The sequence below is a fragment of the Kitasatospora sp. NPDC048286 genome, assembly GCF_043201735.1.
GTDB lineage: Bacteria > Actinomycetota > Actinomycetes > Streptomycetales > Streptomycetaceae > Kitasatospora.
Genome location: NZ_JBICZE010000009.1, coordinates 218,201 through 241,425, shown reverse-complemented (window position 1 = coordinate 241,425; position 23,225 = coordinate 218,201). Strand labels below are relative to the sequence as shown.

The window sequence follows — 23,225 nt, the reverse complement described above, 5'->3', positions numbered from 1 at the left end:
TTCGCGTCCGACCGGGAGCAGGCGGCGGCAGCGGCGAAACGCGAGCGGGCCCGGGCGGCGGCCCTCCGCTCGGTGCGGCCGGTGGGGTCGGCGCGCCCGGAAAACCGTTGGCGTCGGCCCGACCCCGTCGGCGAAGCTGCTCCGATGCAGCGAGCGAGCAACCGGACCGTGACGGTCGATCTCACCTACGGCGACGAGTACTTCGGGCAGTTGGGCCCCTTCGAGGTGGAGCTCGGCTGGTGGTCCTCCGTGGACGAGGTGGTCGCGCGGGCGACGGAGGCGGCCGGCGTGCCGGTGCTGGTGGCGCGGCTGGTCGACGGGCGGAGCGAGGAACCGGGCCACGGCGGGCGGGTGCGCTACCACGCCGAGGCGCTGGAGCGGCCGAAGGCGCTCGACTCCCGCCCCCCGGAAGCCGGGACGGCCGCGCTGCTCGGGCCCGCCGAACGCCGCGCCGCCTGGGCCACGCCCGCGGGCCTGCGGGAGGCACTGGCCTGGGCGCAGACGGAGCTGGCCGCCGTCGGCCGCGCGCCGGCCGCGCCCGCGCGGCAGATCCGGACCTGGAACCTCTCCGGTCTCTTCCGCCTCCCCACCGCCGGCGGCGTCGACGCCTGGCTGAAGACCACGACGCCCGCCTTCAACGCCGACGAGGCCGCGGTCATCGGGCTGCTCGGCGGCGTCGACCGCGCGCTCGTCCCGACCGTCCTCGCCGCCCACCCCTGCGGCGGGCGGCTGCTGCTCGACCACGTCCCCGGCGAGGACTGCTGGAGCCCGTCCGCCGGGACGGTCGCCGACGTCGTCCCCCGGCTGGTCGCCGCCCAGGCCGCGCTCGCCGACCGCCCGGCCGACCTGGCCGGCCTGCGCGACCGCACCCCCCGCGCCCTGGCCGCCCAGCTGACGGCCCTGCTGGGCCGGCTCGCCGAGGAGACCGACCTGACGCCCGAGGAGCTGGACGGCCTGGCCGGCTTCGCCGCCGGCCTCCCCGGACTGCTGGACCGGCTCGCCGACTGCGGCCTGCCCGAGACCCTGCTGCACGGCGACTTCCACCCCGGCAACTGGCGTTCCGACGGCACCGGCACGGTGGTCGTCGACTACGCCGACTCCTGCCTCGGCCACCCCGCCCTGGACGGGCTGCGCCCCCGCGCCTACCTCGGCGAGGAGGCCTGGCAGCACCACGTCCGGGTCTGGACGGAGGCCTGGCGGCGCCACGCCCCCGGCTCCGACCCGCGACGCGCCCTCGAACTCGCCGAGCCCCTCTACCACCTGTCCTACGCCCTGCGCTACCAGGAGTTCCTGGACCACATCGAGCCGAGCGAACGCCCTTACCACGAGGGCGATCCGGCCGCCGAGCTGCGCGCCGTACTGGCCTGCGGAGCGGCCGGGTAGCCGGACGTAGACTGCCGAGGTGGAACGACCGCCCCCGGCCCTCGCAGCCTCCGCCGTCCTGCCCGAGCTGCCGCTGCAGGAACTGGAGTGCTTCTCCGTCCTCGTCCACCAGCTGCACTTCGGGCGGACGGCGGAGCTCCTCGGTGTCTCGCAGGGGCGGGTCTCCCAGCTGATCAAGCGCCTGGAGAGCCGGATCGGTGCCCCGGTGTTCCGACGGACCAGCCGCCGGGTCGAGTTGACCGAGCTGGGGCGGGCGCTGGCCGAGCAGGTGGTGCCCGCCTTCGAACGGCTCCGGGACGGCTACGACGCTGCCCGGGCCGGGGCCGCGACGGCGAGGCCGCTGCGGCTGGGCTTCCAGTGCGCGGTGTACGAGCCCGTCGCCCGGGTGGTCGCGAGCCTGCCGGAGGGCGCCGCGCACCTGGTCGAACTGCCGTGGGCGGACCCGTTCTCGCACCTCGCCCGGGGCGAGGTCGACCTGGCGATCGTGCTCGCCCCGTGCCGGGAGCCTGGACTTGAGGTGCTGATGGAGTTCTCCCGGCAGCCGGTGTACGTGGCGGTCTCCGCCGCGCGGAGCCCCGGCGGGGCGGACGGTGTGAGCGCCGCCGAGCTGGCCGCCATGCCGCTGATCGAGCCGCGCGGCCCGGCGCCCGAGTACTGGCGGCAGGCGAACGCGCCCCGACGGACGCCGGACGGGCGGGAGTTGGCCTACTCGGCGGGTGCGGCCACCCTCCAGGCGGGACTGTCGATGGTGGCCGGTACCCGCCAGGGCCTGCTGCTCTGCGAGCGCAGCACGACGTACGTCCGGCGGCCGGACATCCGCTTCCTGCCGGTGCCCGAGCTGGAGCCGACCGCGCTGGAGGTGGTCCAGCACGAGCGGCGCCCGCACCGGCTGGCGGCCGGGTTCGTCGAGCTGCTGGCTGGGCACGTCGACTGAGCCACGGGGCTACCGCCCGCTTCGCCCGCTCGGCCCGCCGTCGTGCGGCCGGGAGAGCAGGGTGAGCAGCAGCCCGGGGGCCGCCAGTGCGGCCGCGGTGAGCAGTACGGCGTGGGTCCCGGCCCGGTCGACGACGAGGCCGCCGGCGAAGGAGCCGAGCGCGATGCTCGCGTTGAACACGCCCGCCCAGACCGCGGCGGAGGCCTCGATCCGGGCCGGATCGGCGATGCGGACCCAGGTCTGGGTGGAGACCGACACCCCGCCGTACGAGGCGCCCCAGACGACCAGGACGAGCAGCACGGCGACGACGCCGGTGGCGTACGTGAGCAGGGCGGCGGCCAGGGTGACGCCGGTGAGCGCGAGGGTGACGGCGGTCTTCGGGCGGCGCCCGGACAGCGGGCCGAGGGTGAAGTTCCCGGCGACGCCCGCGAGTCCGTACACCAGCAGGCAGGCGGCGATCGCGCCGCTGCCCAGGCCGGCGTCGGCTTCGAGGACCGGGCGGACGTAGGTGTAGCCGGCGAAGTGGCCGAGCACGACGAAGGCGGTGATCGCGGTCCCGGCGGCGACGCCCCGGTGGCGCAGGGCGCCGGCCAGTCCGCCGAGCCGTCCGCGTTCGGGTACGGGCAGCGCGGGCAGGGTGGCGGCGAGCACGGCGGCGGAGGCGGCACCGAGCAGGGCGAGCGCCCAGAACGCGGCGCGCCAGTCGAGGAGTGCGGCCAGGTAGGTGCCCAGCGGGACGCCGAGGACCGAGGCGATGGAGACGCCGGAGAAGATCAGCGTCATGGCGAGCGCGATGCGCGGCCCGTCGGCGAGGCGCGGGCCGAGGCTCGCGGCGAGGCCCCAGACGATGCCCATGGCGGCGCCGAGCAGGACGCGGCCCGCGGCCAGCACCGCGAAGTTCGGTGCCATCGCCGTCACCGCGTCGGCCAGGCCGAGCAGCAGCATGAAGGCGACCAGGACGGTGCGGCGGTCGCGCAGCCCGACGAGCAGTGGCGCGAAGGGGGAGAGGACGGCGGCGATCAGGCCGGTGACGGTGAGGGAGAGGCCGGTGACGCCGTCGGTCACCCTGAGGCTGTGGGACATCGGGGTGAGCAGGCCGACCGGCATCATCTCGGAGGACACCACGGTGAAGGTGGCGAGCGAGACGGCGAGGACCGGGGACCAGCGGTGCGGGGCGGTCGGTGAACCGGCCGGTGGGGCCAGGGTTTCGGCGTTCGTCATGCGGCCAGCTCACCAGCCGGCGGGAGGGCCGAACAAGATCGATGAGCTCATCGACCTATGAGCAGGGCTCATCGATCGCCCTGCCGGGAGAGGCGTTCCGGATGGTGCCCGCCGCGGTTCGTCGTGGCGGGCACCACCCGGGTCGGACTCACTCCGCGGGGGCGATCCGGTAGCCGCCGCGGGCCGAGTGGAGGCTGAGCGCCTCGACCGGGCAGTAGTCCACCGCCTCGCTCAGCCCGTCCGTCAACTCCGCGCCGCCGTCCGCGTACGCGGCCAGCGGCGCGGCCAGCCCGTCGGCGCCGAGGACCAGCGAGTCGGGGGCGCTGAGGGCGCACATCCCGGAGCCGATGCAGCGGTCCCGGTCGACCCGGACGACCACCGGCTCGGTGTCCGCGCGGCCCGTCACCAGGCCACCTGCAGGGAGTTGGGGCTGCGGGTGAGCAGGCCGCGCCGCCAGTCGATCCGCTCGACCGGGTCGGCCAGCCGCAGGGCGGGCAGGCGGCGGGCCAGCCGGTGCAGGGCGAGTTCCAGCTCCATCCGGGCGAGCCAGGCGCCCAGGCAGTGGTGCGGTCCGGCGCCGAAGGTGAGCGTGGGGCCGGTCAGCGGGGAGAACAGCTCGGCGGGCAGGTCCCCGGCGAACACCTCCGGATCGTGGTTGGCGGCGGCCGGGTCGGCGGCGACCACGCTGCCGGCCGGGATGACCACGCCGCCGATCTCGACGTCCTCGACGGTGCGGCGCAGCAGTCCGGGCATGCGCTCCTGGCGGTCGCCCAGCGGGACGGCGCGCAGCAGCTGCTCGGTCGCGACCGTGGCGCTGGCCTCGTCGGAGGCGAGCCGCTGCCAGGCCTCACGGCCGTCCTGGAGCAGGTAGACCAGGGCGTTGCCCAGGCTGGTCATGGTGGTCTCGTGCCCTGCCACGACCAGGCCGATGACCAGCAGGACCAGCTGGCCCTCGGTGATCGAGCCGTCCTCGGCGGCGGCCGCGAGCAGGCCGCTGACCAGGTCCTCGCCGGGGGCGGCCCGGCGCTCGGCGATCACCTCGGCGCCGAAGGCGGCGAACTCGGTCATCGCCGTGCCGATCTCCTCGGCGCTGTAGGCGGTGGCGGAGAGCGCGTGGTCGCTCCAGTGCGCGAGCCGCTTGCCGTCCAGGTTGTCCAGGCCCATCAGCCGGCTGATCACCGCGACCGGCAGCGGGCGGGAGTAGGCGGCGATGATGTCGGCCGGGGAGCCGTGGTCGATCAGCTCGTCGATCAGCGACTCGACCACCGAGGCCACCCAGGGCCGCCAGCGTTCGATCGCGCGCGGGGTGAAGGCGCGCTGCACGGTGCGGCGCAGCCGCTGGTGCTCGGCGCCGTCGATGTTCAGCATGCCGTCGGGGTCGTCCAGGATGTTGGGCGTGACCGCGATCGGCGGGGCGTCCGGCGCGTAGAGCGGGGCGCGGCCCAGCCGCGGGTCGGTCAGCACCTGGCGCACGTCGGCGTGTCGGCTGACCAGCCAGACCGGCGTGCCGGTGGGCAGCGCGGCGAGGCGGGGCGGACCGGGTTCGAGCAGGCGGATGCAGTGCAGCGGGGGGAGCGGGGCGGGGCCGGCGCTGGTCGCACTGTTCTCGGTGGACATCCGTACTCCAGACTCCAGGGTGGTGGGCCGCGGAACGTGACCCGACGGAGGGTGAATCCGGGGATGGTGCGGGGCGGGGGACGGGTGATGCGGCCGGCTGGCGGCTCGACAAGGGCCGGGTTCGGTCGGGCTCCTGCGGAGGGTGTGGCGCGAAATGTGCGGGCGCGCACGGTCGGTACGCACCCGGCGCGACCGGCTCGCGGTCGCGCGCCGACGGGTGGTGCGGGTGTGCTGAGCGTGGTCGCGTGGACCGTCTCAGCTACGACCGTACGTGGGCGGCGGGCGCCCGTCTGCGGCACTTCCAGCCAACGCCGGTGCTTTCCGGGCACTTCGAGAGGGGCTGACAGGCGCTCAGTGCCACTTGTGCGCCCCCGTCGTCTCCGCCGCGCCGGGTTGTCGCCGGGCCCTCGGTGGATACCCGGCGGGCACATGCCGGCTGAGCGCCCGTGAGCCGACGCGACGGCGCCGGAAGTGCCGGAAGTGCCGAAAGTGCCGGGGCGTCGAACGGCGTCGAAGCCGCCGTCGAGACGTCCGGTGCGCCGTATCACACCGCGTCACACCGGATCGCCCCGGGCGCTCCGCAGGTGGTCGGCGGGTGGGCGATACGCTTCGTGGGCAGTTCGTCTTGCAGTCTTTTGTCGCAGGTCACGCCGGTGCAGAGTCGCACCGGCCGACGGAGGTGGAATCGGATGCCCCAGCAGGTCAAGGCAGTCATCGCGCGCGCCAAGGGCGCTCCCGTGGAGGTGACCACGATCGTGGTGCCGGACCCTGGCCCGGGCGAGGCGGTGGTCCGGATCCAGGCGTGCGGCGTCTGCCACACCGACCTCCACTACCGGGAGGGCGGCATCAACGACGAGTTCCCGTTCCTGCTCGGCCACGAGGCCGCGGGCATCGTGGAGTCGGTCGGCGAGGGCGTCACCGAGGTCGAGCCCGGTGACTTCGTGGTCCTCAACTGGCGCGCGGTGTGCGGCCAGTGCCGCGCGTGCAAGCGGGGACGCCCGCAGTACTGCTTCAACACCCACAACGCCAAGCAGAAGATGACGCTGCTGGACGGCACCGAGCTGTCCCCGGCGCTGGGCATCGGCGCGTTCGCCGAGAAGACCCTGGTCGCGGCCGGCCAGTGCACCAAGGTGGACCCGGCCGCCGAGCCGGCCGTCGCCGGCCTGCTGGGCTGTGGCGTGATGGCGGGCCTCGGCGCCGCGATCAACACCGGCAACGTCGGCCGGGGCGACTCGGTCGCGGTGATCGGCTGCGGCGGCGTCGGCGGCGCGGCCGTGATGGGCTCCCGGCTGGCGGGCGCGGCGAAGATCATCGCGGTGGACATCGACGACCGCAAGCTGGAGACCGCCCGCAAGCTGGGCGCCACCCACACCGTCAACTCCCGCACCACCGACCCGGTCGAGGCGATCCGCGAGCTGACCGGCGGCAACGGCGCGGACGTCGTGGTCGAGGCGGTCGGCCGGCCGGAGACCTACAAGCAGGCCTTCTACGCCCGCGACCTGGCCGGCACCGTCGTCCTGGTCGGCGTGCCGACCCCGGAGATGACGCTGGAGCTGCCGCTGCTCGACGTCTTCGGCCGCGGCGGCGCGCTGAAGTCCTCCTGGTACGGCGACTGCCTGCCCTCGCGCGACTTCCCGATGCTGATCGACCTCTACCTCCAGGGCCGCCTGGACCTCGGCGCCTTCGTCACCGAGACCATCGAGCTCGACAAGGTCGAGCAGGCCTTCGATCGCATGCACCAGGGCGACGTCCTCCGCTCGGTGGTGGTCCTGTGAGCGAGAGCGGCACGGCGCGCGTCGACCGGCTGGTGACCGCCGGGACCTTCGAACTCGACGGCGGCAGCTGGGAGGTGGAGAACAACGTCTGGATCGTCGGGAACGACGAGGAGGCGGTGGTGATCGACGCCGCGCACGACGCCGAGGCCATCGAGTCCGCGCTCGGCGGGCGCCGGCTGCTGGCGATCGTCTCCACCCACGCGCACAACGACCACATCGACGCGGCCCCGGCCCTCGCCGCCCGCACCGGTGCGCCGATCCTGCTGCACCCCGACGACCTGCCGCTGTGGAAGCTCACCCACCCCGAGCGGCTGCCGGACGGCGAACTGGCCGACGGCCAGCGGATCGAGGTGGCCGGCACCGAGCTGACGGTGCTGCACACGCCGGGCCACGCGCCGGGCGCGGTCTGCCTGTACGCACCCGGGCTGGGCACCGTCTTCACCGGCGACACCCTGTTCCAGGGCGGCCCCGGCGCCACCGGCCGGTCGTTCTCGCACTTCCCGACGATCGTCGACTCGATCCGCGAGCGGCTGCTGACGCTCCCGGCCGAGACCGTGGTGCGTACCGGCCACGGCGACCCGACGACCATCGGCGCCGAGGCCCCGGCCCTGCCGGAGTGGATCGCGCGCGGCCACTGACGGATCGCGCGGGCACGCCCGTACTGCCCGCCCGGCCTGTACGGCCCGTACGGCCCCCGCGGAACGCGCGTTCCGCGGGGGCCGTACCATCGCGACCATGGCCCACGACCCGCGCGACCTCGACGAATCCTTCCTCGCCTTCTGGCGGGAGCGGCACATCTCCACGCTGACCACCATCCGCCCGGACGGCACGCCGCACGTGGTGCCGGTCGGTGTGACGTACCAGCCGGAGACGGGGACCGCCCGGGTGATCACCAGCCGTACCAGCCGCAAGGCCCGCAACGTCGCCGAGGCCGGGTCCGAGGGCCTGCGGGTCGCGGTCTGCCAGGTGGACCGGGCCCGCTGGTCGACCCTGGAGGGCGTGGCGGTGGTCCGCGACGAGCCCGAGCAGGTCGCCGAGGCGGAGCGCCGCTACGCCGAGCGCTACCGGGAGCCGCGGGTCAACCCGGACCGGGTGGTCATCGAGATCGCCGTCGACCGCGTCCTCGGCCGGGCCTGAGAAAGCCCGCTCCCGGGAGTGGCCGTTCCTGGGAACGACCGTTCCCGAGAACGCTCGTTCCCGCTTCCGGAACGAGCGTTCCGCGCGGCTCCGACCGATCCCGGCGGCACCTGAACGGGTCAGCTCCCCGCGCGGGCGCCGGGCGCCGCCGGTGAGCATGAGGATCGCCCGCCCCGGGCGCCCGGTGCTGTGCGCGCAGCGCGCCGGCGGGTGGAAACGGCCGGCCCAGGCCGCGGCGCGGCCCTTCCGGCCCGCCGGGAACCCCCGAGGAAGGAAGCAGCCGCCATGGAGGCATCCGCACAGATCGGCGTGACGGGGCTTGCGGTGATGGGCCGCAACCTGGCGCGGAACTTCGCCCGCAACGGCTACACGGTCGCGGTGCACAACCGGACCGCGGGACGGACCGAGGCGCTGATCGAGGAGTTCGGCCACGAGGGCGCGTTCGTCCCGGCGCGGTCGCCGCAGGAGCTGGTGGCCGCCCTGGAGCGTCCCCGCCGGCTGCTGATCATGGTGAAGGCCGGTCAGCCCACCGACGAGGTCATCGAGGAGTTCGCCCCGCTGCTGGAGGCGGGCGACATGATCATCGACGGCGGCAACGCGCACTTCGCCGACACCCGCCGCCGGGAGCGGGCGCTGCGCGAGCGCGGCATCCACTTCGTCGGCAGCGGCGTCTCGGGCGGGGAGGAGGGCGCGCTGCACGGCCCCTCGGTCATGCCCGGCGGCTCCGCCGAGTCCTACGCCGTCCTCGGCCCGATGCTGGAGAAGATCAGCGCCCACGTGGACGGCGACCCGTGCTGCACCCACATCGGCACCGACGGGGCCGGCCACTTCGTGAAGATGGTGCACAACGGCATCGAGTACGCCGACATGCAGCTCATCGCCGAGGCCTACCACCTGCTGCGGGAGGTCGGCGGCTACGCCCCCGCCGAGATCGCCGAGATCTTCCGGAACTGGAACAAGGGCCGGCTCGACTCCTACCTGATCGAGATCACCGCCGAGGTCCTCGCCCACACCGACGCCGCCACCGGCCGGCCCTTCGTCGACATCGTCCAGGACGCCGCCGAGCAGAAGGGCACCGGGCGCTGGACCGTCCAGACCGCCCTCGACCTCGGCTCCCCGGTCACCGCCATCGCCCAGGCCACCTTCGCCCGGGTCGCCTCCTCCCGGTCCGAGCTGCGCGCGGCCTACCGGACGCTGCCCGGCGGCACCCGCCAGGAGCTGCGCCCGCACGAGGCCGAGCGCTTCACCCGGGACGTCGAGCAGGCCCTCTACGCGTCGAAGGTCATCGCCTACGACCAGGGCTGGACCATGATCCGCGACGGCGCGGCCGAGTACGGCTGGGACATCGACCTGGGCGCGGTGGCGCGGATCTGGCGCGGCGGCTGCATCATCCGGGCCGCCTTCCTCGACCGGATCCGCGCCGCCCACGCCGCCAACCCCGACCTGGTCAGCCTGCTCGCCGAGGAGCAGTTCGCGGCGGAGGTCTCCGACGCCCAGGCGGCCTGGCGCACGGTGGTGGCCGGCGCGGCCCAGCACGGCATCCCCGTACCGGCGTTCTCCGCCGCGCTGGCCTTCTACGACACCCTGCGCAGCGAGCACCTGCCGGCCGCCCTGATCCAGGGGCAGCGCGACTTCTTCGGCGCCCACACGTACCGCCGCACGGACCGTCCGGGCAGCTTCCACACCCGCTGGGCCGAGCCCGGCCGCCCCGAGGTGACGGCGTAGGGCCCCGGGGCGACCGCGTAGGCGCGGCCCGCTCGGGCCGCTTCCCGCGGGGGCGCGGCGGGTCAGGCAACGCCGTCGGCCCGGCGCACCACGGACGGGAGGTTCCTGCCCTTCTGCAGCGTGGGCAGGTTGAGGTGGTCCAGGTCGTGCGGCGGCGGAGCGGTCAGCGGCCAGACCGGCGGCACCTCGCCGTCGTCGGCGGCGGCGGGCGCGTCGGTCAGCCGCAGCCGCGTGCGCAGGCGGCCGTAGAAGTCGGTCGGCCCCAGCCGGACCGCCCGCAGCCGGGTCGGCGCGGCGTAGACGCCGATCCAGTCACCGGGGTCCAGCACGCCGCGGAGCTGGCCGTCCACGCTGACCGCCGCGCTGCCGGAGTGCGGCAGCAGGCGCATGGCGATCGGCTCGTCCGGTGCGGTGAGGACCGAGCGCTCGAAGACCATGTGCGCCGCGACGGGGGTGAAGACGAGGACCTCCGCCCGGGGCGAGACCACCGGCCCGCCCGCGGCGAAGCTGTACGCGGTCGAGCCCGTCGGGGTCGCCACCAGCAGCGCGTCGCCCGCGTAGGAGGCGAGCAGCCGCCCGGCGAAGTAGACCGCGGCGGCGACCCGGCCGTCCCGGGCGAACTTCTCCACGACGACCTCGTTCAGCCCGAGCAGGTCGAGGGCAACCCCCCAGCCCCCGCCGGCATCGCAGCCCGGGCGCACCTGCGGCGGGGGCAGGGCCGGCCGGCGGCCGTAGAACTGCGCCAGGCCCTCCTCCTCGGGCGGCGACAGCGGTCGGGAGGCGCGCATGGTGAGCAGCATCCGCTCCTCGACCGTGGTGCGGGACTCCTGGACGGCGTCCAGGGCCTGGAGCACGTCCCGCGCGGGCACCTCGGTGAGGAAGCCGACGTGTCCGAAGTCGATGCCGATCAGCAGCGAGCCGTTGTGCGCCGCCAGGCGCGCGCCGCGCAGAAAGGTTCCATCGCCGCCCAACGTGACGATGAGGTCCGGATCCCCGGCGGCGGCCATCTCCGCCCCGGCGCTGCGTCGCTGGACGCCCGGGTTCCACACGTCGATCTCGGCGCACGGAACGCGGTGGTCGTCGCACCAGGCCCGGACCAGGTCCGAGGCGGCCACGGCCTCGGGCCGCCCCTTGTGCACGACGAGTCCGAGGCGGTGGACCGCCATGGCGTGTCCTCCCAGGCGAGGGGTGGGGTCCTCTCCAGGATGCGCCCGGGCCGGCAGCCACGGCGACTCGTCCCCGCCCCAGGGGCCCGGACCGGCCCCGCCGTCGGGCTCCCACGGCCCGGTGCCGTCGGGCCCGTAAAGGCCGGTGCCGTCGGGTTCCCCGGGCCCGGTGCCGTCGGACTCCCCACGGCCCGGTACGAAGGGTGACGGGGCTCAGGCGGCCTTCTGCCCGGCCGCCCGCTCGATCCCGGCCAGCATGTCGCGCGGGAACCAGAGGCTGCTCGCGCCCGCCAGGGCGACGGCCGCCGCCCCGACCAGCACCGGCACGATGCCGACCCGGGCGGCGAGCCACCCGCCGACGAAGGCGCCGACCGGCAGGGTGGCGGTCAGCACCGCCTGGAGGAAGGCGTTGACGCGGCCCAACAGGTGTGCGGGGGTGACGAGTTGGCGCCCGGTGGTCATGGCGATCGACCAGATGGTGGCCAGCAGTCCGAACAGCAGCTGGTAGAGCACCAGCACCGGGAAGGACAAGCCCAGGGAGGCCGCCGGGATGAGGAAGAGGGCGGCCCCCGCGCCGACCGCGCACAGCCGGATGGCCCGGGCCATGCCCAGCGCCCGGGTGACGGAGGCCGCGACCAGTACGCCGGTGCCCATGCCGACGGCGTACGCGGCGTAGACCGCGCCGAGCTGCCACGCGGGCAGTCGCAGCTCCCGCTCGGCGTACAGCACGAACAGCCCGGCGCCGGCGCCGCCGCCGAGGTTGAGCCCGGCGGCGGCCAGGGCCTGGCGGCGCAGCAGGGTCTCACGCCGGATGACCGCGAGGCCCTCCCGCAGGGCTTCGAGTCGGGACCGCGCGCCGTGGTCGGCCTCGTGCGCGGGGCGGTTCAGTGAGGCCGGCAGCGCGAGGAAGAGGGCCCCGCCGAGGAGGTAGGCGGCGCACTCGACCAGCAGCGCGGGGGCCGGGTCGACCACGCCGATCAGGAGGCCGCCGAGTGCCGGCCCGCCGATCAGGCCGATGGTCCTGGCCCCGGTGAGCGAGGAGTTGGCCGGCAGCAGGCGCTCCGCGGGCACCACCCGGGGCAGGCAGGACTGCAGCGCGACGCTCTGGGCGGAGCCCAGCGCCCCGGAGGCGGCGGCCGCGGTGAACAGATGTGGCCAGGTCAGGCCGTCCAGCGCGGCCGCGAGCGGCACGCTGCCGACGGCGGGGACCTGCAGCCAGGACACCGAGACCAGCATCCGGCGCAACCGGGCCCGGTCGACGGCGACGCCGATCAGCGGGCTGAGCAGGACGCCGGGCAGGTAGGTCATCGCCAGCAGCGCGGAGGCGCCGAGCGGGCCGGCGCGCAGGTGGGCGATGGCCAGCAGCGGCAGCGCCAGTGCGGTGACCTGGCGTCCCACCGAACTGCTCAGCTGCTCCGTGACGAGCAGCAGCAGTGGACGGTGCCGGCGCAGCGGTACGGGTTCCGGGGCCGGGGGCGCTGTCGTGGGCGGGCCGGACTCCGCCGGTACGGACGACCCCTCGGCCGTGGAAGATCCCATGCGGGGAAGCAAAACACGGCAGGGTCGTCCGCCTGCCCGCTTTTGCCGCCCCTCCTGCACGATTGCGCCAATCTCCCGGTGCTCCAGGGGACTTGAGCGGCTCGCCGGGGGGCTGATGCTGACCAGCGGAGATCGGGAACGGCCGGGCCGTCGGCGCGGCCCGGCCGGAGGGTCCGACCGGACACGGAGGATGGCCGAAAGCCGGCGGATCGTCGGGTTCCCGCTCGCCCGGCCCTGCGGGCCGGGGCGTGTCCGACCATTCCCGTCGCACGCCTGGCGCGAATTGTCGGACACGCCCTCTAGGCCGGCGCGGAACCGCGCGGCCCGGCGACCAGCCAGTGCGCGGGCAGCTCGATCCGGGTGCCGTCGGGGCCGGACTCCGTGGTGGCCAGCGGCAGTTCACCGGTGGCGAGGACGTCCAGGCCGGCGGCGTGGAACAGCTCGGGGAAGGCCGAGTCGGCGACTCCGGCGGGGGCGAGCCCGTGCGAGAACACCGGGCGCAGCTTCGGGGGCGGTCCGGCCGGCCCGCGGGCGAGTTCGGCCAGCACGCCCTTGGCCGCCTCGGCGAGCTCGAACACGAAGGCCCGACCGCGCGCCCCGAGCAGGATGCGAACGGCTTCGACCACCCCGGGGCGGTCGGCCGGTTCGCTCTGGTGGATCACCCCGCGCACGTACACGTTGGCGTCGCCGAGGCGGTGGTGGAGCTCCCGGACGGCCTCGGTTTCGGTGGCGTCCAACCGGGCGAACTCGGCCCGCCCGGCCGGGTCGCCCCGCCGGGCGAGGTCCAGCGCGGCGGCGGACAGGTCGACCCCGAGGACGACGGGGAAGCGCTCGGCGAGGAAGCGGGTCTGGGTGCCGTTGCCGCAGCCCAGGTCGACGACGGGCAGCGCGGGGTCGGCCAGGTGGGGGCGGAACAGCGTGAGGTGGCGTTCGGCGCCGAGGGCCGGTTCCGCGTCCCAGATCACCGAGCCCGGTTCCTCGGGCGCATCACGCCAGAAGCCCTCCCAGGCGCCCAGGTAGCGACTCGTCACGGTCATGGTGGGAACCTCCGGGTGTCACGCAAGGTGTCTGGCTCGTGTCTATCGGTCCCCGGCGTGGGCGGCAAGCGCGTACGGGCGGCCGGCGGCGTTCGCGCGCGGGTGGCGTACGGCGGGCGCGTACGGCGGCGCGCGGGACGGCCTGCGGCGTGCTGGTCGGCGCGCGGGCCGGTGCGGGGCAGTGCGGGCTCGCGCGCGGGCCGGTGCGCGCGCGTCAGCTCGCGGTGCGCGCCTGGCGCAGCAGGTAGAGGCCGGAGACGGCGGCGAGCACGCCCATGCAGGCGGCGAAGACCAGGCCCGCCTGGGCCAGGCCGAGCGGCCCGGTCAGCAGGCCCACCCCGATGACCGGGATCGAGATGCCGAAGTAGGCGACCACGAACAGCGCCGAGAGGGCGCCGCCGCGGTGTTCGGTGGGGGCGGCCGCCGCCACCTCGCCCACCGCCCCGCGCAGGCCCATGCCCTGGCCGGCGCCGCCCACCAGGGCGCTGAGCACCAGCAGGGCGAGGACCTCCCGGGCGAGCGAGCCGGCCAGCAGCGCCAACCCGGCGATCAGCACCAGGCAGCCCAGCGGGATCGCCCGGGCGGTACCGAGCCGGGGCACCAGGAGCTGGCCGAGGGTGGAGGCGAAGAAGACCGTGAAGACCACCAGGCCGACCACCGCGCGGTTGTGGACGCCCAGGTCGGTGGCGAGGAAGGCGGGGCTGACGGAGGTGAACAGGCCCAGCAGGGAGAATCCGGCGAAGGCGGCGACCGCGGCCGGCACGAACACCCGGCGGACCTCCGGCGGCAGGCTCGGCCGGTTGGGCCGGGCCGTGCGCAGCGGGCGGGCCCCGGCAACCGTCTCCGGCAGCAGCCGGGTGAGCGCGAAGGAAGCGGTGACCAGGCCCAGGTGCACGGCGAACGGCAGTACCAGCGGGTGCGGCGCGTACTGCGAGAGCACGCCCGACAGCAGCGGTCCGCAGCCGAGTCCGCCCATGTTGGCGGCGGTCGCGACGAAGCCCGCCCGGGCCCGGTGCCCGGGCGGGGCGAGCTCCAGCACGTACGCCGTCCCGGTGCCGGTGAACAGGCCCGCCGAGAACCCGGACAGCAGGCGGCCCAGGTAGAGCACGGCCACGCTGTCGGCGGCCATGAAGACCACGGCGCTGGCGGCCGAGCAGGCCAGCCCGCAGAGCAGCACGGGCCGGCGCCCGACGGTGTCCGAGACGTTGCCGACCAGCAGCAGCACGCCGATGACGCCGAAGGCGTACACCGCGAACACGACCGTCACCGTCAGCTCGGAGAAGCCGAGCTTCTCCTGGTACAGCCCGTAGAGCGGGGTGGGCAGGGTGGTGCCCGTCATGCAGACGGCGAAAGCGGCGGCGGCGACGAGGTGGCCCACCCGGGCGACGCCAGGCCGGGCGGTCCGACGATCGGTCATTCGCCCACCATAGGTGCGGCCCCGGACCGGGGCCGTGCCGTGCGGGGGAGCGCTGCGCCGAATGGTTGTCCGCGCCCGGCGCCCGTCCGGGACCGGTCGCCGCCGGTCGCGGACGGGCACGAACGGGCGCCCGGCGGCCTCAGCGGTCCGGGTGCCAGGCGGCTTCGGGGGCGGTGGTGCCGTCCGGCCGGGCCACCGGGTGCCACCGGGCGCGCGGCCCGGCCGGGCGGGCGGACGGGCGGGGCGTGCCGATCGCGCCGAGCACGGTGTTGTCGAGCGGGCTGGCGGCGAGGCGGTCCAGCACCCGGGTGACGGCGGTGCGCAGGCCGTGGCGGCGCACGTCGGGGAGGACGGAATGGAACGTGGCGGGGACGGACATGCGGCTCACCTCCGGGACGACCTGCGGGGCTTGCAGGTGTGATGGGTCCAGCTTCCGCCCGCCCGCGCCCGCCGGGGCCCGGATTGACGCACTGCTGACACTCCGCTGACGACCTGCTGACGCGGAGGTGCCCTCCACGTGGTCGGCCGGTGGTCCGCCGGTGCCTCAGACCCGGTACGCGGCGACGTAGCGGGCCGGGTCGCGGCGCAGTTCGCCGTGCCAGCGCTCGCGGCACTGTTCGGCGAAGGTCCGGCCGGTGGCGAGGACCTCCTCCAGCGGGTCCAGGTACCCGAGCACGTGCGGCGGTTCGAGGCCGGCCGCGATCCGGGCGGCGAGGCCGGCCCGGGCCAGCCGCAGCAGTTCGGCGGCCAGCGGGCGGACCGGGTCTCCGCCGAGCCGGGTGGCCAGGCCGAGGGCGGGCAGTTCGGCGAGTGCGGCCCGGTGGTCGTGCAGGGTGTGACGGCGGAGCAACTCCCAGGCGGCGTCGCAGGATTCGGGGTGGTAGCTGAGCCCGGCCCAGAGCGCGGGGACGGCGGGGATGAACGGGTACGGCGGGCCGTCCGAGGCGCGCAGCTCCAGGGTGTTGCGGACCCTGGTGTTGGTCCAGAGCTGGTTGAGGTGGGCGGCCCAGTGCGCCGGGGTCGGGCGCGAGCCGTCCGGGTAGCCGTGCCGGAGCAGTTCGGCGAAGGTGCGCTCCGGGGGCGCCGGGTGGTAGCGGCCGTCCGGGGTGCGGTAGTGGATCAGCGGGATGCCGAGCGCCCAGTCGACGACGGACTCGACGGTGACGTCGGGGCGCAGCGCGGGCGGCAGCACTCCGCCCCGGCGCGGGTCCATCCGCTGCCAGGCCCAGCACCGGTGGGACAGTCGCCCGCTGGAGGAACTCCCCTCCTGGAGCGGTGAGTTGACGAGCATTGCGGAGACCACCGGGGCGGCGGCCATCTGCATCCGCAGCTTCCGGGTGAAGTCGGCGGGGGAGAGGTAGTCCAGGGTCACCTGGGTGGACAGCGACAGCGCCATCACGTACCGGGCGCGGCTGCCGGGCTCGCCCAGTCCGGTGAAGTAGTCCCGCATGATGGCGCCCCGAGTCATCGGCACCCACTGCATGTCGGCGAGCCGGTCGAAGGGCAGGTAGGCGCCGGGCAGCAGGGCGAGGCCGAACCGGCCGACCAGTTCGGCGAGTTGCTCCAGTGCGGCGCGCATGTCGTCCACCGCCTTGGCCACCGAGGGCGCGGGCGTGGAGGAGTACTCCAGCTGGCCGCCGTGTTCGAGGGTGATCTGGCTGCCGTCCGGGAGCAGTACCCCGGTCAGTCGCCCGGCGTCCTCCTGCGGCTCGCCGCCCCACCGGGCCAGCACCGCCTCCAGGACGGCCAGCACACCGTTCTCGCCGGCGTAGCGGGCGGCCAGCCCGGTGGCCGGGTCGACCAGGCCGCACTCGACCTCGATGCCGACCAGCTCACCACGGCCGGGCCGGAACGGGGCGAGCAACTCGGCCCGGCCGAGTGCCGGGGCGGGGGTCGGGCCCGGTTCCGGTTCCGGGGCGGCTGCGGGGCCGGATGCGGTGCCCAGCGCCGGGCCGGGGTCGGCGACCGTCACACCGCCCCCACCCGGGTGACGACCCGGGGGTGCCCCGCCCGGTCGAGCAGCGCGCCCACCGCGCCGAGGGCGGACTGCGCCGCGCCCTGGCACCAGGCGTGGGCGCCGGACAGGTGCTCTCCGGCGAAGAAGACCCGCGGCCGCTCCGCCGGGTACGGGGAGCCGAGCACGCTCAGGTAGCGGCTGTGCTCGCCGGGCGTCAGATGGGCGAACGCGCCGCCGCCCATGCCGCTCTGCACGTCCCAGTTGCAGTGCACGATGTCGTCCACGTCCGCCGTGATGCCCGGGTGGAGCCGTTCCAGGCAGTCCAGCACCAGCGCGTCCCGGTCGGCCGGATCCAGCGCGGCGAAGCGGCGGGCGTTGGCACCCCACAGGTACGCGCCGAGCAGGGCCGTCGGTTCGGCCGAGCGCAGCGGGTCGCGCGCGACCCAGTGCGGGCCGCCGCTGCCGTTGACCCCGTCCTTGCCCTGCACCGCGTTGTCGGAGGGGTACCAGCACTGCTGGATCGGGAGGTCGGTGAAGCTGCCGCCGCCGTGGATGCCGTCCTCCAGCTCCCAGCGGCGACGGGTGAGGTGCAGGACGGTCTTGATGCTGCTCGCGTAGCTGATGCCGCGGATGGCGTGCCGCTGGGCGTGCGGCAGGCCCGGGGTGACGGTGATCTGGTCGAGCGCGGGTGCCGGGACGCAGCACACCACGTAGTCGACGTCGTCGTGCAGCCGGGCGCCGATCCGCCGGCCGTGGAGCCGGACGCCGTCCGCGGTCAGCGCCAGTTCGTCGACCTGGGTGGAGAGCTGGAGCGTGCCCGGGCGCAGCGACTCGACGAAGGCGTGGATCAGCGCGTCCAGCCCGTCGACCAGCTCGACCTGCCCGCGGTGGAACAGGCCGAAGTAGTCGACCAGCACCTCCAGCAGCGAGGACTGCTCGTAGTGGGCCAGGCCACTGGCGTGGCCGAAGAGGTCCCAGGCGTCCTGCGACAGGTGCTCGTGGACGAACTGCCACAGCGACACCGAGGCCGCCCGCTCCAGCGCCGGGTCGTCCCAGTGGCCCTCCAGGGTGCGGCGCTGCTGCTCCACGGTCAGGGTGCGCCACACCGAGCCGAGCAGGTGGTCCAGCGCCGGGGTCGGGGCCTGGCGCTCGGCCGGGCGCAGCTCGTACGCGGGGAACAGCGACGCCACGTCCTGCACCCGGACCCGCCGGCCGCGCAGGTGGTAGTAGGCGCGCGGGTTGGAGTTGACGAACGGGCGGGTCGCCAGCCGGAACCGGGAGACGTAGTGCAGCACGCAGTGGTGGTTGCCGGGGATGCGCATGGCGCCGAGGTCCACGTGGGTGCCGTCCCAGAACCGGTGGGTGCGCACCCGTCCGCCCGGCCGGTTGGCCCGTTCGTACACGACGACGTCGAAGCCCCGGCGCTGCAGCTCGTACGCGCACACCAGCCCGGCGACGCCGGCTCCGACCACGGCCACCCGCCCGCGGGCGCCGGCGACCGGTTGCAGCAGCGAGCGGGGGAACGCAAAGCTCGTTTCGAACATCGGCACCGTACCCATCTGAGGCGAGACCCCCGGGCCCAGCCTTGGCCAGGCTGCCCTCGGATGCCACTTCGCGACGCCGATGCGGGTGACGGGCGGGTGACGGGGCGGGGGTGTGGCGGGATGGAGCGGCCGTGGCGGCCTCGTGGCTTCTACCCGAGGTCCGTCCGTCCATTCGCGGGTCTTCGGAAGGGCGTCCTCACCCGGATGCCGCAGCCGGTCGGCGGGCGCGGCCGCCCGGGCCGGGCCGTGCCCCCGGCTCCGGCCGGGCCGTGTGCCCGGCTCGTTCCGGCCCGTACGGCCGGGAGCACGGCTGAAGGAGTTCCTCCGGTTCACCTGAACCGCTGGCGGCGGAGGGCTCGTTGAGCGGGACGGGGTGCACGGAGCGTCCCTTGTCACTTCGGGAGGGGCCGCATCGGAAAACCCTCCGCTCGACCGGCTACCGATCGGTACCTTCGTTCCGGTGGCACCCGGCGCCCGCCGAGTGCCACCGGACACCACCGAGTGCGATCGAGTGCGACCGAGTCGGAAGGAGCGTGAGTCCCGTGAACGGGACGGGGGAGGGACCCGGTATGACCGCGGACGGACCGGAGGCCCGGGAGTTCATCGCGGCCCTGGTGCGGTCGGGAGCGCCGAGCGTGGCCGGGCCGGCCACGTTGGCGGTGCCCGAGGCGGCGGCGGGAGAGGTGATCGCGGTCGCCCGGCGGCTGGCGCTGCGCGCGGTGCCGGAGGGCCGGCTGTGGCCGCGGCCCGCGCCGGGGCTGCTGGGCCTGGCGACGGCGCTGGTGGTGGACGAGCACCCGTCCGCACCCCGGTGGTCGGCGGCGGAGCGCCAGCGGCTGGCGACCTGGGTCGCGATGCTGATCGAGCACCGCGGCGAGGACGGGGTGAGGGAGCTGCTCCGGGTGCTCGCCGAGGACTGACCGGCCCGGGCCGGCGGGGCCCCGACGGAGCCGCGGCCGACGGCCGCTAACGACCGGCCAACGGTCGTCGGCGTCCGCCAACGGCGGCGTCCGCGGCCGGGCGGAGCGCTGCGCGCGGAGGCGTTGGCCGATCCTTGGCGCGGACTTGGCGGCCTCCGGCAGTGTGCTGGTGCAGCCACCGCCGGGAATGCCCGGCCGGTGCCCAGCACGCCTGCCCGTGCTGCGACCTCTGCCCGTGCTGCGCCCCTTGCCCGACCTGAGAGGTAGCGCGTGTCGATGCCGCCCGTCGCCCAGTCAACGTCCGCCACTCCGCCGCCCGGGGGTCCCGCGGACGCGCCGGAAGGTGCCGGCACCCCGGCCCGTCCCACCCTCGACCCCGACACGCTCGCCGAGATCCACCGGCTGCACGGCGGCTACCTGCTGCGCTCGCTGCTGCGGGCCACGGGCGGGGACCGGGGCAAGGCCGAGGACATCCTCCAGGAGACCCTGCTGCGCGCCTGGCAGCACCCGGAGGCGCTGGCCGCCGGCCCGGCGGCGAGTCGGCCCTGGCTGTTCACCGTGGCCCGGCGGATCGCGATCGACCACTACCGGATGGCCGCCGCCCGCGCCAAGGAGGTGATCGGCGAGCCGGTGGAGGACCGGCCGCTCGCCGACGACCCGTACGAGCAGGTGGTGGTGGCCCGGGACATCGCGCTGGCGCTGCGCCGGGTGCAGAAGCACCACCGCGAGGTGCTGGTCGAACTGCACCTCGAGGACCGCTCGGTGCTGGAGGCCTCGGCCCGGCTGGGGGTGCCGCCGGGGACGGTCAAGTCCCGCAACTTCTACGCGATCCGGGCGCTGCGCCCGGTGCTGGCGGCGGAGCACGGGTACGCCCCGCCGGAGCACGGGGCCGCCTCGGCCACCGGCTGACCGGGCCGGCGGTGGCCGAGGCCCCGGCGACACGCCTCAGTCGTGCGCGGGCCGCCGGCCGGCGCGGAGGTCGAGCGACTCCTCCAGACCCGTGGTGAACTCGCTGAGGTAGCCGGCCTGCCGGTCGTGCGCGCGGAAGCGGGCCAGCGCCCTGCGCAGCCGTCCTCCGGCCTCCGGCTCCCGGCCCCGGGCCGTCAGGTGGGTGGCGTAGGCCTGTTCGGTCACCGCGTGCAGGTACAGCAGGCCGGCCTCCTCGCACGCGGCGAGCAGCCGGTGCCAGGCGAGGTCGGCGGCGTCGTCGCGGACGGTCGGCGGGAGGGCCTGGGCCTCGGTCAGCAGCGACCAGAGGTGGACCTGGGTGACGGGCGTGGCGGGCAGCAGCTCCCGGGCCTCGCGGGACCGGCGCTGGGCGCCCTCCCGGTCCCCGACGGCCAGGCTCACCCAACCCTGGTGCACCTTGGCGTCGACCAGCCGGCGGCGGTCGCCGGACTCCAGCGCGAGCGCGGTGGCGGAGGCCGCCAGCCGTTCGGCCTCGGCGCGGTGGCCGAGCATCGCGGTGACCAGCGCCAGCGTGGCGAGCGCCCGGACGCGCGCGGACGCGGCGGCGGGCCCGGTCGCCGACTCGACGGCGGCCACCGCCCTGCGCGCCGCCTCCGCGGACTCCGGCCGGCGTTCCAGCGCGACCAGGGCCTGGGCCCGGCAGGTGAGCAGCAGCGCGACCGCGACCGGGTCGCCGCACCGTTCGGCCGCCGCCTGCCCCAGCCGGGCGCCGGCGAGCCAGTCGGTGAAGCGGCTGGCGCCGTAGTAGAGCGAGCCGCAGGTCAGTGCGAGCCGCCAGGCGCGGGCCGGATCGGTGTCGGGGGACGCGACCAGTGCGGAGATCGCGGGTTCCTCGGCGTCGAACCAGTCGAGCGCGGTGCGGATGTCGACGGCGGCGGGCACGGCCTGCGCCGGAGCGGACGGTGCGGCGGCGGGCGGGGCGGTGTCCTCCTGTCCGGGGTCGAGGAAGGAGCCGCAGTGCCGCAGGGCCGTGAGGTAGTGGTCGGCCAGGCGTTCGCGGAGCAGCCGGCGGTGCTGTTCGGGCCGTTCGGCGAGCAGACCGGTGCCGTACAGCCGGACCAGGTCGGTACGGGCGTGGCGGCCCGGGGCGGTGCCGGTGAGCAGGTGGTGGGTGGCCAGTTCGCCGAGCGCCCGGTGGGCGGTGGCGGTGTCGCTGCCGAGCAGCGCGGCGCTCGCCTGGGCGTCCACCTCGCGGCCGGGGTGCGCGGCCAGGGCGGTCAGCAGCTCGGCAGCGGGTTCGGAGAGCCGGCGGTGGGTCAGCCGGAGCCGGTCGGCGACGGAGAGCGTTCCGTCGGCGTCCAGGACGGCCAACCTGGTCCGCTCGTCCGCGAGTTCGGCGACCAGACCGGCGACCGTCCAGTCCGGCCGGGCGGCGAGGCGGGCGGCGGCGATCCGCAGGGCGAGCGGCAGGTGGTCGCAGAGCCCGGCGAGCCGGGCGGCGGCCTCCGGCTCGGCGCGCAGCCGCTCCGGCGTCAGGGCGCGCTCCAGCAGGTGCAGGGCGTCGTCCTCGGGCAGCGCGGCCAGGCGCAGCAGGCCGGCCCCCTCCAGGGCGACCAGGCCCTCCAGCGGGCCCCGGCCGGTGACCACGGCGGTGCCGGTCGGTCCCGCGGGCAGCAGGTCGGCGACCTGCTCGGCGTCGGCGGCGTCGTCCAGCAGCACCAGCAGCCGCCGGCCCCTGGTGCGCTCGCGGTAGAGCGCGGCCCGGGCGGCGCGGTCGGCGGGGATGTCCTCCTCCGGCACGCCGAGCGCGCGCAGGAAGCCGGCCAGCACGGCCTCGGGCCGGGCCGGGGCCTCCGGGGCGTTCGGGCTGCCCGGGGTGTTCGGGTCGGAAGGGGCGAGGCCGTGCAGCTCGGCGTGGAGCACACCGTCCGGGAAGCGGCCGGCGGCCCGGTGCGCCCAGGCGGTGACCAGCGCGCTCTTGCCGACCCCGGCCGGGCCGACCACCAGCACCGGGCCTTCTCCGGAGCGGTCGGGGCCACAGGCCCGGTCGAGGCGGGCCAGGTCGGCGAGACGTCCGACGAAGTCCGGGTCGCGGCGCGGGAGTTGGCGTGGGGCCGGCGGGGCCTGCGGGGTCGGCGGCGCCGGTTCGGCGGCCGGCGGAGCGACGGGCGGCCGCTCCGCCGCACGGTCGTCGGCCAGCACCTCGGCGAGCGCGGCCCGCAGCGCCGGGCCGGGGTTGATGCCCAGCTCGTCGGCCAGCCGCACCCGGGCCCGGTGGTAGGCCGTCAGCGCCTCGGCGGGCCGGCCCGCCTGGTGCAGGCAGCGCATCAGCAGCGCCACCAGCTCCTCGCGCAGCCCGTCCACCCGTACGCCCTGTTCCAGCAGCGGTACGGCCGACGCCCCGGTGCCCTGGCCCAGCCGCAGGTCGGCCCAGCGGACCAGCACGGAGGTGCGGGACTGCTCCAGCCGGTCCACCGCGGCGGCGCGCAGGGGAGTGTCGGGCAGGTCGGCCAGCGCCTCGCCACGCCACAGCCCCAGTGCCTCCTCCAGCAGCGCGACCGCCGCGGTGCGGTTGCCGAGCCAGGCCTGCCGGTCGGCCGCGGCCGCGAGCTCCTCGAAGCGCAGCGCGTCCACCGCACCGACCGGCCCGTCCAGCAGGTAGCCGGAGTCCCGGGTGTGCAGTTCGAACGGGGTGTCGGCGAGCACCTTCCGCAGCGCGGCGACGTGCCCCTGCACGGCCGCCCGCGCGCTCGGCGGCGGCTGCTCGTCCCACAGCATCTCGCACAGCTGCTCCATGGTGACCAGGCGCCCCAACCGCAGCGCCAGCAACGCCAGTACGGCCCGCCGCTGCGCGCCCGCCACGCCGTCGAAGCCGTCAGCCCCGACCCGCAACTCCACCGGCCCGAGCAGCCGAATCCGCACCAGTACCCCCGTTTCACCGCGA

General features: G+C 75.8%; 19 protein-coding genes. 8 read left to right on the top strand and 11 right to left on the bottom strand.

Annotated features, from left to right (window positions below; translation table 11 throughout):
• Positions 1 to 144 precede the first annotated feature (144 nt).
• Positions 145 to 1,383 carry a phosphotransferase gene (locus ACGF13_RS23190; RefSeq protein WP_392878024.1) on the top strand — a complete coding sequence of 413 codons (1,239 nt, stop codon included), beginning with the start codon at positions 145 to 147 and terminating at the stop codon, positions 1,381 to 1,383.
• A gap of 19 nt (positions 1,384 to 1,402) precedes the next feature.
• A complete protein-coding gene (locus ACGF13_RS23185) occupies positions 1,403 to 2,317 on the top strand; it encodes a LysR family transcriptional regulator (protein ID WP_392878022.1) in 915 nt (304 codons plus the stop codon).
• A 9-nt stretch (positions 2,318 to 2,326) separates the two neighbouring features.
• On the opposite strand, the gene ACGF13_RS23180 is transcribed toward ACGF13_RS23185, so the two are convergent.
• The 3 genes from ACGF13_RS23180 to ACGF13_RS23170 form a co-directional block, all read right to left on the bottom strand.
• A complete protein-coding gene (locus tag ACGF13_RS23180) occupies positions 2,327 to 3,538 on the bottom strand; it encodes an MFS transporter (protein ID WP_392878020.1) in 1,212 nt (403 codons plus the stop codon).
• Between the two features lie 148 nt (positions 3,539 to 3,686).
• The gene (locus tag ACGF13_RS23175) at positions 3,687 to 3,944 is read right to left on the bottom strand and encodes a ferredoxin (RefSeq protein ID WP_392878018.1); all 258 of its coding nucleotides are present in this window, start codon (positions 3,942 to 3,944) and stop codon (positions 3,687 to 3,689) included.
• Entirely contained in the window at positions 3,941 to 5,155 is a 1,215-nt protein-coding gene (locus tag ACGF13_RS23170; RefSeq protein WP_392878016.1) for a cytochrome P450, read from the bottom strand. Before ACGF13_RS23170 ends, ACGF13_RS23175 begins: the two co-directional genes overlap by 4 nt.
• Positions 5,156 to 5,844: 689 nt before the next feature.
• Between ACGF13_RS23170 and ACGF13_RS23165 the strand changes: the two genes are divergently transcribed.
• From ACGF13_RS23165 to gndA, 4 genes are all read left to right on the top strand, one after another.
• Positions 5,845 to 6,930: an S-(hydroxymethyl)mycothiol dehydrogenase gene (locus ACGF13_RS23165; protein ID WP_392878014.1), complete on the top strand. Its 1,086-nt coding sequence runs from the start codon at positions 5,845 to 5,847 to the stop codon at positions 6,928 to 6,930.
• The gene (locus ACGF13_RS23160) at positions 6,927 to 7,568 is read left to right on the top strand and encodes an MBL fold metallo-hydrolase (protein ID WP_392878012.1); all 642 of its coding nucleotides are present in this window, start codon (positions 6,927 to 6,929) and stop codon (positions 7,566 to 7,568) included. The genes ACGF13_RS23165 and ACGF13_RS23160 overlap by 4 nt, the downstream gene beginning before the upstream one ends.
• Positions 7,569 to 7,665: 97 nt before the next feature.
• Entirely contained in the window at positions 7,666 to 8,067 is a 402-nt protein-coding gene (locus ACGF13_RS23155; RefSeq protein WP_392878010.1) for a pyridoxamine 5'-phosphate oxidase family protein, read from the top strand.
• Between the two features lie 285 nt (positions 8,068 to 8,352).
• Complete coding sequence (gene gndA, locus ACGF13_RS23150; protein ID WP_392878008.1) at positions 8,353 to 9,792, top strand: NADP-dependent phosphogluconate dehydrogenase; 1,440 nt, start codon at positions 8,353 to 8,355, stop codon at positions 9,790 to 9,792.
• A 62-nt stretch (positions 9,793 to 9,854) separates the two neighbouring features.
• Here the strand turns inward: gndA and ACGF13_RS23145 are convergent, their stop codons facing one another.
• The 7 genes from ACGF13_RS23145 to ACGF13_RS23115 all read right to left on the bottom strand — a co-directional run bounded on the left by ACGF13_RS23145 (position 9,855) and on the right by ACGF13_RS23115 (position 18,452).
• On the bottom strand, positions 9,855 to 10,958 hold the full coding sequence (locus ACGF13_RS23145; protein WP_392878006.1) for an NAD(+)/NADH kinase: 1,104 nt from the start codon (positions 10,956 to 10,958) through the stop codon (positions 9,855 to 9,857).
• A gap of 213 nt (positions 10,959 to 11,171) precedes the next feature.
• A complete protein-coding gene (locus ACGF13_RS23140) occupies positions 11,172 to 12,497 on the bottom strand; it encodes an MFS transporter (protein WP_392878004.1) in 1,326 nt (441 codons plus the stop codon).
• A gap of 299 nt (positions 12,498 to 12,796) precedes the next feature.
• Positions 12,797 to 13,534 carry a class I SAM-dependent methyltransferase gene (locus ACGF13_RS23135; RefSeq protein WP_392878002.1) on the bottom strand — a complete coding sequence of 246 codons (738 nt, stop codon included), beginning with the start codon at positions 13,532 to 13,534 and terminating at the stop codon, positions 12,797 to 12,799.
• A 214-nt stretch (positions 13,535 to 13,748) separates the two neighbouring features.
• A complete protein-coding gene (locus ACGF13_RS23130) occupies positions 13,749 to 14,951 on the bottom strand; it encodes an MFS transporter (protein ID WP_392878000.1) in 1,203 nt (400 codons plus the stop codon).
• A gap of 139 nt (positions 14,952 to 15,090) precedes the next feature.
• Positions 15,091 to 15,330 carry a hypothetical protein gene (locus ACGF13_RS23125; protein ID WP_392877998.1) on the bottom strand — a complete coding sequence of 80 codons (240 nt, stop codon included), beginning with the start codon at positions 15,328 to 15,330 and terminating at the stop codon, positions 15,091 to 15,093.
• A gap of 165 nt (positions 15,331 to 15,495) precedes the next feature.
• Positions 15,496 to 16,923: a glutamate-cysteine ligase family protein gene (locus tag ACGF13_RS23120; protein ID WP_392877996.1), complete on the bottom strand. Its 1,428-nt coding sequence runs from the start codon at positions 16,921 to 16,923 to the stop codon at positions 15,496 to 15,498.
• Positions 16,920 to 18,452, bottom strand: a complete 1,533-nt coding sequence (locus tag ACGF13_RS23115; protein WP_392877994.1) for a flavin monoamine oxidase family protein — start codon at positions 18,450 to 18,452, stop codon at positions 16,920 to 16,922. Before ACGF13_RS23115 ends, ACGF13_RS23120 begins: the two co-directional genes overlap by 4 nt.
• 569 nt (positions 18,453 to 19,021) lie before the next feature.
• Between ACGF13_RS23115 and ACGF13_RS23110 the strand changes: the two genes are divergently transcribed.
• Both ACGF13_RS23110 and ACGF13_RS23105 read left to right on the top strand, forming a co-directional pair.
• Positions 19,022 to 19,372, top strand: a complete 351-nt coding sequence (locus tag ACGF13_RS23110) for a hypothetical protein (protein ID WP_392877993.1) — start codon at positions 19,022 to 19,024, stop codon at positions 19,370 to 19,372.
• 276 nt (positions 19,373 to 19,648) lie between these two features.
• Positions 19,649 to 20,281, top strand: a complete 633-nt coding sequence (locus ACGF13_RS23105) for a sigma-70 family RNA polymerase sigma factor (protein WP_392878207.1) — start codon at positions 19,649 to 19,651, stop codon at positions 20,279 to 20,281.
• Positions 20,282 to 20,317: 36 nt separating this feature from the next.
• Here the strand turns inward: ACGF13_RS23105 and ACGF13_RS23100 are convergent, their stop codons facing one another.
• The gene (locus ACGF13_RS23100) at positions 20,318 to 23,203 is read right to left on the bottom strand and encodes a BTAD domain-containing putative transcriptional regulator (RefSeq protein WP_392877991.1); all 2,886 of its coding nucleotides are present in this window, start codon (positions 23,201 to 23,203) and stop codon (positions 20,318 to 20,320) included.
• Positions 23,204 to 23,225: the final 22 nt, after the last annotated feature.